Below are 12,729 nucleotides of genomic sequence, written 5' to 3' on the forward strand. Positions count from 1 at the left end.
CGGCCAATTGGCCTATGCGCCGGGCAATTGAATGCCCGTAGGACAATCCGACCGCTGAACTGCCGTACGTACGGCGGGCGGTCAGCGGTCCGGCTCGGGGTCCTTCAGCCAGTTCACCAGCTCGGTCGAGAAGGCGACGGGGTCCTCCTCGTGCGGGAAGTGCCCGAGCCCGTCGAACAGCCGCCACCGGTACGGGGCTTCGACGTACTCGCCGGATCCGGCGGCGCTGCGCGTGCGCATCACCGGGTCGAGCGAACCGTGCAGGTGCAGCGTGGGCACCCGGACGGGCCGCTTCATCCGCCGGTTGAACTGCAGCCCGTCGGGCCGGGCCATCGACCGCATCATCCAGCGGTACGGCTCGATCGAGCAGTGCGCGGTGGACGGGATGCACATGGCCCGCCGGTACACCGCGAGGTCCTCCTCCTGCGGAGGCCGCGGCCCCGACCAGTCGCGGATCAGGTCCCCCACGAGGGCCCCGCCGTCGGCGACGAGCTGCCGCTCGGGCACGAACGGCCGCTGGAAGCCCCAGATGTGTGAACTCGCCCGGGTCTGACCGAAGTCCGACAGCATCGCCGAGCGCCAGCGGCGGGGATGGGGCATGGACGACACGACGAGCCGGCGCACCAGTTTGGGCCGCATCACGGCCGCCGTCCAGGCGAGGTACCCGCCCAGGTCGTGCCCGACCAGCGCGGCGTCCGGCTCGCCGAGGGACCGTACGACCCCGGTGATGTCGAGCGCCAGGTTGGCGGGGTCGTAGCCGCGCGGGGTGCGGTCGCTGCCGCCGACCCCGCGCAGGTCCATCGCGACCGCGCGGTACCCGGCGTCGGCGAGCGCGGTCAGCTGGTGCCGCCAGGTCCACCAGAACTGCGGGAAGCCGTGCAGCAGCAGCACCAGCGGCCCGTCACCGAGCTCGGCGACGTGGAACCGGGCACCGTTGGCGGCCACGTCCCGGTGCGTCACCGCTTCCCCGCCGGGGAGGCCGAGCCGTACGGCTGTGGCGGCCGTGGGCGGAATGCTGGGGTCCGGCGTGGGCGCTGTCATGAGGACGAGCGTGCCACACCCACAGCCTTGTCACTCACCGGCCGCGGGTGCGGCTTGACGGTCCCGACCACCGCGGCGGTCTGCTTGACCGAGGCGATGGACTTCTCCGGCGGCTTGATCTTCTTGAACTTCCGTACGGCGATCAGTGCGAGCACGCCCGCGATCAGCAGGAACGCGCCGCCGACGATCAGGAAGGACCAGGCGAGGCCGAGCCCCAGGTTGTGAATCCCGTACGCCGCGGCGAAGGTCAGCACCGGGAGGGAGAAGACGGCGAAGACGCCCGCGGCGACGAGGGAGACGCTGCCGCTGCCCACGCGCTTGGCGTCCTCGCGCAGTTCCGCCTTGGCCAGGGCGATCTCGTCGTGAACCAGGGCGGACATCTCGGCGGTGGCCGAGGCGACCAGCTGGCCGAGTGTGCGCTCGGCTCCCTGCGCCCCTTGGTCCACTGCGCTCATCGCTCTCTCCTTCTGTCGTCGGCCGCCGCCTGGCGGCTGTCGTGCGTCTGTCCCTGCGTCGTCACTCAGATCATGCCGGACGGTCGGCCTCGGTGGTGGACCCGGCTGCGCTTTGGACCGCGGCGGCGGACGCCTTCTCCGCCTTGCGGCGGTGTTCCGCCGCCCGGTCCTCGTAGATCTTCGCCATCCGCAGGTGGTACTCGGGCTTGTCCTGCTCGTAGATGTCGGGGATGCCGTCCTGGTCCTCGTCACGCTCCTCGGCCTCGGTGAGCATCCGGTAGCGGCGGTTGCGGAGCTTGAGCAGAACGCAGGCGATCACGGCGGCGATGAGGGAGCCGATCAGCACGGCGGCCTTGATCTCGTCGGTGAGGGTCGCGTCACCCGCGAAGGCGAGTTCGCCGATGAGGAGGGAGACGGTGAAGCCGATTCCGGCGAGCGTGGCGACGGCGAGCACGTCCGGCCAGGCGAGGTCCTCGTTCAGCTCGGCCCTGGTGAAGCGGGCGGCCAGCCAGGTTCCGCCGAAGATGCCAACGGTCTTGCCGACGACGAGTCCGAGGACCACGCCGAGGGTCTCGGGACGGGTGAAGACCTGCGCGATGGCTTCGTCGGAGAGCGAGACCCCGGCGGAGAGGAGCGCGAAGAGCGGTACGGCGAGACCGGCCGAAACGGGTCGGACCAGGTGCTCGATGTGCTCGCCGGGGGAGGTCGGCTCGCCCTCCCTGCGGGTGCAGCGGAGCATCAGGCCCATGGCGACGCCGGCGATGGTGGCGTGCACGCCGCTGTTGTACATCAGGCCCCAGACGACCAGGGCGAGCGGGACGTAGACGTACCAGCCCCGGACGCCGCGGCGGAGCAGGAACCAGAAGAGGGCCAGCCCCGCCAGCGCCCCGCCGAGCGCCAGGAAGTCGATCTCGCTGGTGAAGAACACCGCGATGATCAGGATGGCGAAGAGGTCGTCGACGACGGCGAGGGTCAGCAGGAAGGCGCGCAGGGCCGAGGGGAGGGAGGTGCCGATGACGGCGAGCACGGCGAGCGCGAAGGCGATGTCGGTGGCCGTCGGGACCGCCCAGCCGTCCAGGGAGCCGTTGCCGGTGACGTTGACCAGTGCGTAGACGAGTGCGGGCACGGCCATGCCGCAGAGGGCGGCGATCACCGGGAGTGCGGCGGCCCTGGGGTCGCGCAGGTCGCCCGCGACGAGTTCGCGCTTGAGCTCGATGCCGGCGACGAAGAAGAAGATGGCGAGGAGCCCGTCGGCCGCCCAGTGCTGGAGGGAGAGGTCCAGGCCGAGGGCGGCGGGGCCGATGTGGAAGGACCGTACGCTCGCGTAGCTGTCCGAGACGGCGGGGATGTTGGCCCACAGCAGGGCGGTGATCGCGGCCACGAGGAGCAGGACGCCGCCCATCGTCTCGGCGCGCAGGGCATCGGCGATGTAGCGGCTCTCGGGCAGCGAGAGGCGGCCGAGCAGCTTGCGGCTCTTGTGGTCGGTGGGGGTGGGCGCGGCCACGGGGGGCACCTCCGGGGGCTGTTGGACGGCATGGCGGAACTCGTTGCCGACCAGACTTCCCGGCGCACCCTGTGGTCTTTCTTTACGCTTTCATGATTTTACAGGGTGTACGCGAGGGCGCATCCGGCGATCATCACTTTAGGCGCGAAAGGGGCATCCGGCGCGCCGCGCCGAGTGCCCCTTCCCGTGTCCGTCGCCGGTGACGCCGGTGACGCCGGAGCCGCAGGTGTTGCAGGTGTCGCCGGGTCAGTCCTCGCTGCCGGCGGCGGCCGGGAGCTTGCTCTGGATGAGGTCCATGACCGAGGAGTCGGCGAGCGTGGTGACGTCGCCGACCGCGCGGTTCTCCGCCACGTCGCGCAGCAGACGGCGCATGATCTTGCCCGAGCGGGTCTTCGGCAGTTCCTGCACCGGCAGGATCCGCTTGGGCTTGGCGATCGGGCCGAGCGTGCTGCCCACGTGGTTGCGCAGGTCCGCGACCAGGTTCTCGGTCTCGGACGCGCTGCCGCGCAGGATGACGAAGGCCACGATGGCCTGGCCGGTGGTCTCGTCGGCGGCGCCGACGACGGCGGCCTCGGCGACCGACGGGTGCGAGACGAGCGCCGACTCGACCTCGGTGGTCGAGATGTTGTGGCCGGAGACCAGCATCACGTCGTCCACCCGGCCCAGCAGCCAGATGTCGCCGTCGTCGTCCTTCTTCGCGCCGTCGCCCGCGAAGTACTTGCCCTCGAAGCGCGACCAGTAGGTGTCGATGAAGCGCTGGTCGTCGCCCCAGATGGTGCGCAGCATCGACGGCCACGGCTCGGTGAGGACCAGGTAGCCGCCTCCGCCGTCCGGGACCTCGCGCGCCTCGTCGTCCACGACGGTGGCGGAGATACCGGGCAAGGCGCGCTGGGCGGAGCCGGGCTTGGTGTGCGTGACGCCGGGCAGCGGGGAGATCATCATCGCGCCGGTCTCGGTCTGCCACCAGGTGTCCACGATCGGGCAGCGGTCGCCGCCGATGTGCTTGCGGTACCAGACCCAGGCCTCGGGGTTGATCGGCTCGCCGACGGAGCCCAGGACGCGCAGGCTCGACAGGTCGAACTTCGCGGGGATGTCGTCGCCCCACTTCATGAACGTGCGGATGGCCGTGGGCGCCGTGTAGAGGATCGTGACGCCGTACTTCTGCACGATCTCCCAGAAGCGGCCCTGGTGCGGGGTGTCCGGCGTGCCCTCGTACATGACCTGCGTGGCGCCGTTCGCGAGCGGCCCGTAGACGATGTAGGAGTGCCCGGTCACCCAGCCGATGTCGGCCGTGCACCAGTAGACGTCGCTCTCCGGCTTCAGGTCGAAGACCGCGTGGTGGGTGTAGGCCGCCTGCGTGAGGTAGCCGCCGGAGGTGTGCAGGATGCCCTTCGGCTTACCCGTGGTCCCCGAGGTGTAGAGGATGAAGAGCGGGTGCTCGGCGTCGAAGGCCTGCGGGGTGTGCTCCGCGGACTGGCGGGCGACCACGTCGTGCCACCAGACGTCGCGGCCCTCGGTGAAGGCGGTGTCCTGGCCGGTGCGGCGTACGACGAGTACGTGCTCGACCTGGGGGCACTTGGCGACGGCCTCGTCGATGGCGGGCTTCAGGGCGCTGGGCTTGCCGCGGCGGTAGCCGCCGTCGGCGGTGATGACCAGCTTGGCGTCGGCGTCCTGGATGCGGGAGGCGACGGCGTCGGCGGAGAAGCCGCCGAAGACCACGGAGTGCGCGGCGCCGATACGGGCGCACGCGAGCATCGCGACGACCGCCTCGGGGATCATCGGGAGGTAGACGGCGACGCGGTCGCCGGCCTCGACGCCCAGCTCGGTGAGGGCGTTGGCGGCCCTGGAGACCTCGTCCTTGAGCTCGGCGTAGGTGATCGCGCGGCTGTCGCCGGGCTCGCCCTCGAAGTGGATGGCGATGCGGTCGCCGTTGCCGGCCTCGACGTGGCGGTCCACGCAGTTGTACGCGACGTTCAGCTTGCCGTCGGCGAACCACTTCGCGAAGGGCGGGTTCGTCCAGTCGAGCGTCTCGGTCGGCTCGGTGGCCCAGGTCAGCCGCCGGGCCTGCTCGGCCCAGAAGCCCAGCCGGTCCGCGTCGGCCTGTGCATACGCAGCCTCTTTCACATTGGCGGCGGCGGCCAGATCGGCAGGCGGTGCGAACCGCCGCTCCTCCTTGAGCAGATTGGCCAGGCTCTCATTGCTCACGACATCTCCCTTTCCCAGGGTGTCCGTTGTGTCCCCGGACATAGCTCATCAGTCTGCGGCCCAGGTGACAAGGGGTAGCCTGAAATTGGTTTAGACCTATATCACGCAGACGGCCCGCACGAGAACGGCGTGCGAACGGCCCCTCCCCGCTGCAGGGTGCGGGAAGGGGCCAATCGATGGCACGGATACCGGAGGGTATCGGTTCAGGCGTGCTGGCCGACCGTGTCGAAGACCCTGCAGTCGAAGAAGTCCTCGCCCTCGGACAGCAGGTACGCCTGGGCCTCGCCCACGTGGAAGTACATCCCGTGCAGCTCCAGGGTGCCCTCGGCGAGCCGCCGGGCCACCGACTCGTGGGCCCGCAGGTGCTCCAGCTGCTGGACCACATTGGTCAGGCACAGCTGCTCCACGGCGTCCGCGGGCAGCCTGCCCGCGATCCGGGCCCACGCGTGGTGGCGGCTCGCCATCCGCTCCAGACTGGGCAGTCCGTGCCGCAGCCAGCGGCGCAGCGGGGTGACCGCGACCCCGGGCGCGGAGCTGAGGAGGGCCTGCATGGCCCCGCAGCCCGAGTGCCCGCAGACCGTGATGCTGTCCACCTTCAGCACGTCCACCGCGTACTCGATGGCCGCGGCGACGGAGTCGTCCGTCGACTCCGCGCCGGGCAGCGGCACCAGATTCCCGACGTTGCGGACGGTGAACAGGTCTCCGGGACCGCTCGCCGTGATCATGCTGGTCACCAGCCGGGAGTCCGCGCAGGTGATGAAGAGCTGGGAGGGCCGCTGCCCCTCGCGGGCCAGCCGCGCCAGCTCGTCCCGCACATGGGGTGCGGTGTCCCGCTGGAAGGCGCTGATCCCGTTGGCCAGTTGGCCCGCGCCGCGCCGCCGGGGCGCTGGTGAGGGGTCCTGCGCGCCGCCGTCCTCCGGGTCCGTGGCCGCCGCTGCCGCCATGGTCGCGGCCGTGGCCGTACGGGTGGCCGTGGCGCGGTGGTCGCAGTGGTTCTGCCAGGGGGTCCAGGGGCGGCAGCACTGATGCGTCCCGCGCTGCCGGTCGCGCCGGGACCGCTCGCTCTGGTGGCCGCCCTCGGCGTGGCGGCCGTCGTGGCCGCGACCGGACCCGTGGGCCCCGCCTGCGGCCTCGGTCTCGTCCGCTCCGTCGGGGGAACCGGCCTCTCCGGCCGCGGCCGGATCGGCCCCGGTGATCCGGGCCGCCTGCCCCGAGCGGCCGGTGACCTCCAGGGCCCCGCCGTGTGCCAGGTGGGACTGCTGCCAGTCCTGGATCGTCTCGTAGGCCGCGTGGTCCATGAAGGAGCCGTCGAGCTCGACCACGGCGTGCGCGCCGTGCGGGATCTGGTTGAGCACCCGGCTCAGCCGCGGCACCGCGAGGAAGGTCAACTGCCCGCGGGCGCGGACCCGGTGGACGCCGCTGTCCAGCCGCTCCAGAGTGATGCGCGTCCGGGCGAGCCGGTGCAGGGCGAGGGCGACGGCCACCGCGATGCCCACGGCCACGCCCTCCAGCACCCCGCCGAGCACCACGGCCACGATGGTCGTCCCGTAGACGAGGGCCTCCCGGTGCCGGGTGACGCTGCGCAGGTGAGTGATGCTGACCATCTGCACGCCCACCGCCATCACCAGGGCGGCCAGCGTGGCCAGCGGGATCAGGTCGAGGAGCGGGACCAGCAGGAAGGCCGCGAGCAGCACCCACAGGCCGTGCATCATGGACGACTTCCGGCTGGCCGCACCGGACTTGACGTTCGCCACGCTGCGCACGGCCACGCCCGTGATGGGCAGCCCGCCCAGGGCCCCGGAGACGATGTTCGCCGCGCCCTGTCCGCGCAGCTCCCGGTCGAGGTCGGCGCGCGGCGGGCGGTTGTCCGTCCCGCGCTCGGAGGCGATCAGCTTGTCGGTCGCGACCGCGGAGAGCAGCGACTCCACGCTTCCGACCAGGGTGATGGTCAGTACGGCGGCGATGAGACCGAGGACCGGCCCTTCGGGCATCTCGGGGAGGGCATGGCTGCGCCAGGACGGCAGGTCCACCCGGGGAAGGCTGAGCCCGGCCAGTGCGGCGAAGGCCGTGGCCGTGGCGACGGCGGCGAGCGGGGCCGGCACCTTGCGCAGGCCCCGGCCCACCCGCCCGGGCAGCCGCGGCCAGCCGAGCAGGACGACCAGCGTCAGCACGCTGATGCCGAGCGCCACCGGGTGCAGATCGGCCAACTGGGCCGGCAGTCCCAGGACGTTGGCCACGGCCGAGCTCTGCGGGGTGCCGCCGAGCACGATGTGCAGCTGGGCCAGCGCGATGGTCACGCCGATGCCCGCGAGCATGCCGTGCACGATGGCCGGACTGACCATGAGCGCGGACCGGGCGGTGCGCAGGGCGGCGAGGCCGAGCTGGCAGACGCCGGCGAGCACGGTGATGGCGCACGTGGTGCGCCATCCGTACCGCTGGATCAACTCCGCGGTGACCACGGTGAGTCCGGCCGCGGGCCCGCTCACCTGGAGGGGTGCGCCGCCCAGGCGTCCGGCGACGATCCCGCCCACCGCGGCCGCGACCAGGCCCGCCTGGAGCGGTGCTCCGGTGGCCAGGGCGATGCCGAGGGAGAGCGGCATGGCGATCAGGAAGACGGTGATGGAGGCGGAGAGGTCCGCGGGGAGGTCTTTGCGGACCCCTTGGGGTGTGCGTGTGGGGAAGGTGGCTGTCATCGGGTCCCGTCTCCTCTGGGATGAGGGGTGAAGCGGCGGGAGTCTCAACACTCAGTAAACGGATGGTAATGGAGAGTAAAGATGGGTGGTGGATAATTCGGGCAAATGGCTTATGAATTAGCACCCAGGGGTGATTAAGCATTTTGTCCGGCTTGTCATACCTTCCTCGCGGTGGACCGCATGGGACGTTGCGGCGCGGAAGTCCTGCGATGGAACTGCGAGGGAGAGGTGGGGCGGATGATCGCCGCCACGAAGAAGATCGCCGGCGGCCTGGTCGCCACGGCGCTGGTCCTGGGCGTCGCGGGGTGCACCACCTCGGAACCCGCGAAGTCCCCGGCGGCCGGAGGCCCGAACGCGCGCAAGGCCCCGGACGCCCCCGGCAGCGTCAACCGCCCCATCGGTGACGGTTCGACGGCGTACACCGGGCCGCAGCCGAACGTGCAGAAGCCGCAGAAGCTGAAGCCGGGGGAGAAGCCCCCGCAGTTCGTGGTGTTCTCGTGGGACGGGGCCGGTGAGGACAGCCAGAAGCTCTTCTCGCACTTCCGCGAGGTCGGCAAGAAGTACAACGCCCGCATGACGTACTTCCTCAGCGGCGTGTACATGCTCCCGGAGGAGAAGCGTTTCCTCTACACCGCTCCGCAGCACTCGCCCGGCCGCTCCGACATCGGCTTCGGCGACCTCCAGGGCATCAAGGACACCGCCACCCAGGTCCGTGCGGCCTGGCTTGAGGGCAACGAGATCGGCACCCACTTCAACGGGCACTTCTGCGGGCCCGACGGCGGCGTGGGCACCTGGTCCGTGGAGGAGTGGAAGAGCGAGATCGACCAGGCCAAGTCCTTCGTCAAGAACTGGAAGACGAACGCGGGCCTGAAGCAGGAGGAGGCGCTCCCCTTCGACTACGACAAGGAGCTCATCGGCGCCCGCACCCCCTGCCTCGAAGGACAGAAGAACTTCATGCTGGCGGCGAAGGGCATGGGCTTCCGCTACGACTCCAGCGGGATCAGCAAGCAGATCTGGCCCAAGAAGACGGACGGCCTCTGGGACATCCCGCTCCAGCTCGTGCCGATGCCGGGCCGCGCCTTCGACACGTTGAGCATGGACTACAACTACATGGTCAACCAGTCCGGGACGACCTCGCAGGGCGACCCCTCGCAGCACACCTACTGGGGCGACCAGATGCGCGACGGCCTGCGGCAGGCCTTCGACCGCGTCTACCAGGGCAACCGCGCGCCGCTGATCATCGGAAACCACTTCGAGTCCTGGAACGGTGGCACCTACATGCGTGCCGTCGAGGAGTCGATCAAGGGCATGTGCACGCAGAAGGAGGTCCGCTGCGTGCCGTTCCGCGAGCTGGTGGACTGGCTGGACGCCCAGGACCCGAAGGTCCTGGAGTGGATGCGCACCCTCGACGTCGGCGAGGCGCCGAAGGAGGGCTGGACGAAGTTCCTGACCGCGGGGCCGCCGGCGGCACCGGCCGCCCCCGCCGGCATCAAGCCGGCTGCGGAGCCGGCCGAAGGGACTGAGGACGAGGGCTGACGACGTCCTCGGCGCCCGCGCCGCCGTCGAACGCGTCGGGAGCCTCCAGGCCCTCGCGCAGGACGAACCCGGGGTCGACCTGCTCCGCCAGGTCGGCCCCGGTCTTGGCGTTGCCCCAGCTCTCCGCGTTCTTGAGGTGGAAGCTCACCATCTGCTCGGTGTACCGGACCCAGTCGCGGTGCGCGTACGAGTCGTCGGCGGCGTCCTGGAGCGCCTGGAGGGCGAACCGGTTGGTCGCCTCCAGCAGTTCGAACGATGCCGGGCGGCCCTTCTCCATCGCCCGCACCCAGTCGGAATGCCCGACGGTGACCAGCAGGTCCTCGCCGACCTCGTCCTGGAGGAACTCGATGTCCTCGGGGCCCTGCACCTTGTTGCCGACGACCTTGAGCGCCACCCCGAAGTCCCGCGCGTACTCCTTGTACTGCCGGTAGACGGACACGCCCTTGCGGGTCGGTTCGGCGACCAGGAAGGTCACGTCGAAGCGGGTGAACATGCCCGAGGCGAAGGAGTCGGAGCCCGCCGTCATGTCGACGACCACGTACTCGTCCGGTCCGTCGACGAGGTGGTTCAGGCACAGCTCGACCGCTCCGACCTTGGAGTGGTAGCAGGCCACTCCCAGGTCGGCCTCGGTGAACGGCCCGGTGGCCATGAGGCGTACGGGCTCCCCGTCGAGCAGCACCGTGCGCGCGCAGGCCTCGTACACCGGGTTGTCCCCGGTGACGCGCAGCAGCCGCGAGCCGCGGCCCGGCGGAGTGGTCTTGATCATCGCGTCGGCGGAGGCGATGCGCGGGTTGGAGCCCCGCAGATAGTCCTTGATCAGGGGCAGGTGCGCGCCCAGGGCCGGCAGGGCGGCGGCCTCGTCCTCGGCGAGTCCGAGCGCGGCGCCCAGGTGCTGGTTGATGTCGGCGTCCACCGCGACGACGGGGGCTTCATTGGCGGCGAGGTGGCGGATGAAGAGGGAGGACAGCGTCGTTTTGCCGCTGCCGCCCTTTCCCACGAAAGCGATCTTCATGTTCACCAAGGGTAGTGGGTAAGTAGCGCTGAGTTGTCAAGGTGAGTGAAGAAGACCACTCCAAGGAGGGGTCGGTGCCAGGCCCGCGCAGTGCGTAGGCTCCCTACTTATGAGTAGCGCTTCTGACCCGTTGGCCGCCCTGGCCGGGCTGCCGGGTGTCGCCGATTCCGTGGATTCCGTACGCAAGGCCGTGGACCGGGTCTACGGGCACCGGGTGATGCGCCGCCGCAGCGGTGAGATCACCTCGGAGGCCGCCCTGCGCGGCGCCCGCGGCAGCGCGGCGCTGTCCGGCGCGGACTGGGCGCTGGAGGAGGTGCGGCGGCGCACCGACTTCGGTGCGGAGCCGGAAGCGCTGACCGTGGGCGCCGCGCTGCGGCTCACCGCGGAGGCCGGGCAGCTGCTGAGCATCTGGCGCCAGTCGCCGCTGCGGGTCCTGGCGCGCCTGCACCTGGTGGCGGTCGGGTCGACGGCCGAGGGGGACGTGGTGGGCCGTCCGCGCCTCGCGGGCGAGCCGGTGGCCGAGCCCCTGGTGGAGGCACCGCTGCCGGGGGCCGACGAGGTCGCCGGCCGGCTGGACGGCCTGTCCCGGATCATCATCGCGGGCGGTTCGGCCCCGGCCCTGGTCACGGCGGCGGTGGTGCACGGCGAGCTCCTGGCCCTGCGGCCGTTCGCCTCGTACAACGGCCTGGTCGCGCGGGCGGCCGAGCGCATCGTCCTGATCAACAGCGGGCTGGACCCCAAGGCGATCTGCCCGGCCGAGGTCGGTCACGCGGAACAGGGCACGGAGGCCTATCTGGCGGCCTTCGAGGGCTACCTCTCCGGAACCCCGGAGGGCCTGGCCGCGTGGATCGGCCACTGCGGCCGGGCGATCGAGCTCGGCGTGCGCGAGTCGACGGCGGTCTGCGAGGCCCTGCAGCGCGGCGCGGCCTGAGCCCTTCGCCGGTTTCGGGCCCGGACATGGGTTGCGGCGACACCGTACTGCTCTGGTGTCGCCGCTGGCATTCACGCCCAGGTACCAAGCGTCCTCGAAAGTTGCCCATCAGGTCGGGTACTTTGCCCGTCACCTGGTGCGGCTGGCCCGTAATCGACGGGTCGACGTCGCGTGGGTGCTCGGCGTTCATGCATCGGTCCGTGGGCCTTACTGCGTTTTAAAGATGATCCTCTCGGATGTTCTTTGGTCTCGCGGGCCGTTGCTTTATTTGTACTCCGCTTCGCTGCTGTGCGAAACCCCTGGCTCCACTTTTTACTTTTCGGGACGAACGAGTGTGAACCGGACAGCCCGAATCGGTGCAGGTGGGGCGATGGGGAATCAGGCGGAGGTGACGGCGGAGAGGGCATGGGCCCGGCGCCGGCTCGCGTACCAGACCAGCCCGGCGGTGGCGGCTGCCGCGCCCACCGCGGCCGCGGCGATGAGCGCCGGGCGTGCGGGCATCGACAGTCCTGGGAGCCGCTGCTTCAGCCGGACCGGCCGGTTGAAGACCAGGACCGGCCACTCGCGGGCCGTCGCCTCGCGGCGCAGCGCGCGGTCCGGGTTGACGGCGTGCGGGTGCCCGACCGCCTCCAGCATCGGGATGTCGGTCGCCGAGTCGCTGTAGGCGTAGCACCGGGAGAGGTCGTAGCCCTCGGACTCGGCGAGCTCCCGTACGGCCTCCGCCTTGGTGGGGCCGTAGGCGTAGTAGTCGATTTCGCCGGTGAAGCAGCCGTCCTCGCCCACGACCATGCGCGTGGCGACGACCCGGTCCGCGCCGAGCATCTCTCCGATCGGCTCGACGACTTCCGCTCCGGAGGTGGACACGATCACCACGTCACGGCCCGCCGTGTGGTGGGCCTCGATCAGGGAAGCGGCCTCGTCGTAGATGATCGGGTCGATGAGGTCGTGCAGGGTCTCCGCGACGATCTCCCGCACCTGCTGCACGTTCCACCCCTTGCACAGGGCGGACAGGTACTCCCGCATCCGCTCCATCTGATCGTGGTCGGCACCGCCGGCCAGGAAGATGAACTGGATGTAGGCGGTGCGCAACACGGCCCGCCGGTTGATCAGGCCGCCTTGGTAGAAGGACTTGCTGAACGTCAAGGTGCTCGACTTCGCAATGACCGTCTTGTCCAGATCGAAGAAGGCTGCGGTGCGAGGCGAGGAGTGCGGCAAGGGCTGATTTTCCACGCCCCGAGCATATGCGCCCACCATTCGGCGTAAGGTGTGGCGCGTGGGTTTGCCTGAGAGGGCTCTCGGGTACACCATGGAAGTCACGGATCGTTCGCGACCGTGCTAACCCGGTCTGGCTC

General features: G+C 70.6%; 9 protein-coding genes. 2 read left to right on the plus strand and 7 right to left on the minus strand.

Going from position 1 to position 12,729, the window contains the following annotated elements; genetic code table 11:
• Positions 1–81: 81 nt before the first annotated feature.
• From NRK68_RS18325 to NRK68_RS18345, 5 genes are all read right to left on the minus strand, one after another.
• Positions 82–1,041 carry an alpha/beta fold hydrolase gene (locus NRK68_RS18325; RefSeq protein ID WP_183066579.1) on the minus strand — a complete coding sequence of 320 codons (960 nt, stop codon included), beginning with the start codon at positions 1,039–1,041 and terminating at the stop codon, positions 82–84.
• Positions 1,038–1,496, minus strand: coding sequence for a phage holin family protein (locus NRK68_RS18330; RefSeq protein WP_183066580.1), 459 nt, complete (start codon positions 1,494–1,496; stop codon positions 1,038–1,040). The genes NRK68_RS18325 and NRK68_RS18330 overlap by 4 nt, the downstream gene beginning before the upstream one ends.
• Before the next feature lie 70 nt (positions 1,497–1,566).
• Positions 1,567–3,000 carry a Na+/H+ antiporter NhaA gene (gene nhaA, locus NRK68_RS18335; RefSeq protein WP_257856239.1) on the minus strand — a complete coding sequence of 478 codons (1,434 nt, stop codon included), beginning with the start codon at positions 2,998–3,000 and terminating at the stop codon, positions 1,567–1,569.
• Positions 3,001–3,246: 246 nt separating this feature from the next.
• Entirely contained in the window at positions 3,247–5,247 is a 2,001-nt protein-coding gene (acs, locus tag NRK68_RS18340) for an acetate--CoA ligase (protein WP_257856240.1), read from the minus strand.
• A 161-nt stretch (positions 5,248–5,408) separates the two neighbouring features.
• The gene (locus NRK68_RS18345; protein WP_257856241.1) at positions 5,409–7,898 is read right to left on the minus strand and encodes a bifunctional SulP family inorganic anion transporter/carbonic anhydrase; all 2,490 of its coding nucleotides are present in this window, start codon (positions 7,896–7,898) and stop codon (positions 5,409–5,411) included.
• Positions 7,899–8,135: 237 nt separating this feature from the next.
• Here NRK68_RS18345 and NRK68_RS18350 point away from each other — a divergent pair, with 237 nt between their 5' ends.
• Entirely contained in the window at positions 8,136–9,434 is a 1,299-nt protein-coding gene (locus tag NRK68_RS18350; RefSeq protein WP_183066584.1) for a polysaccharide deacetylase family protein, read from the plus strand.
• On the opposite strand, the gene NRK68_RS18355 is transcribed toward NRK68_RS18350, so the two are convergent.
• Positions 9,388–10,446: an ATP-binding protein gene (locus tag NRK68_RS18355; protein ID WP_220818887.1), complete on the minus strand. Its 1,059-nt coding sequence runs from the start codon at positions 10,444–10,446 to the stop codon at positions 9,388–9,390. The two genes, NRK68_RS18350 and NRK68_RS18355, sit on opposite strands and share 47 nt — an antisense overlap.
• 109 nt (positions 10,447–10,555) lie before the next feature.
• Here NRK68_RS18355 and NRK68_RS18360 point away from each other — a divergent pair, with 109 nt between their 5' ends.
• Entirely contained in the window at positions 10,556–11,377 is an 822-nt protein-coding gene (locus NRK68_RS18360; RefSeq protein ID WP_183066585.1) for a Fic family protein, read from the plus strand.
• A gap of 378 nt (positions 11,378–11,755) precedes the next feature.
• Here NRK68_RS18360 and NRK68_RS18365 read toward each other — a convergent pair whose 3' ends face one another.
• The gene (locus NRK68_RS18365) at positions 11,756–12,631 is read right to left on the minus strand and encodes an HAD family hydrolase (protein ID WP_183066586.1); all 876 of its coding nucleotides are present in this window, start codon (positions 12,629–12,631) and stop codon (positions 11,756–11,758) included.
• Between the last annotated feature and the right edge of the window lie 98 nt (positions 12,632–12,729).

It is taken from the genome of Streptomyces yangpuensis (assembly GCF_024666385.1).
Classification (GTDB): Bacteria; Actinomycetota; Actinomycetes; order Streptomycetales; family Streptomycetaceae; genus Streptomyces; species Streptomyces yangpuensis.

Excerpts from the sequence above, each read along its gene's own strand:
- NRK68_RS18330 (WP_183066580.1), bottom strand. The coding sequence starts at position 1,496 with ATGAGCGCAGTGGACCAAGGGGCGCAGGGAGCCGAGCGCACACTCGGC.
- NRK68_RS18355 (WP_220818887.1), bottom strand. The coding sequence starts at position 10,446 with ATGAAGATCGCTTTCGTGGGAAAGGGCGGCAGCGGCAAAACGACGCTG.
- NRK68_RS18350 (WP_183066584.1), top strand. The coding sequence starts at position 8,136 with ATGATCGCCGCCACGAAGAAGATCGCCGGCGGCCTGGTCGCCACGGCG.
- NRK68_RS18365 (WP_183066586.1), bottom strand. The coding sequence starts at position 12,631 with ATGGTGGGCGCATATGCTCGGGGCGTGGAAAATCAGCCCTTGCCGCAC.
- NRK68_RS18325 (WP_183066579.1), bottom strand. The coding sequence starts at position 1,041 with ATGACAGCGCCCACGCCGGACCCCAGCATTCCGCCCACGGCCGCCACA.
- NRK68_RS18360 (WP_183066585.1), top strand. The coding sequence starts at position 10,556 with ATGAGTAGCGCTTCTGACCCGTTGGCCGCCCTGGCCGGGCTGCCGGGT.
- NRK68_RS18345 (WP_257856241.1), bottom strand. The coding sequence starts at position 7,898 with ATGACAGCCACCTTCCCCACACGCACACCCCAAGGGGTCCGCAAAGAC.
- acs (WP_257856240.1), bottom strand. The coding sequence starts at position 5,247 with ATGTCCGGGGACACAACGGACACCCTGGGAAAGGGAGATGTCGTGAGC.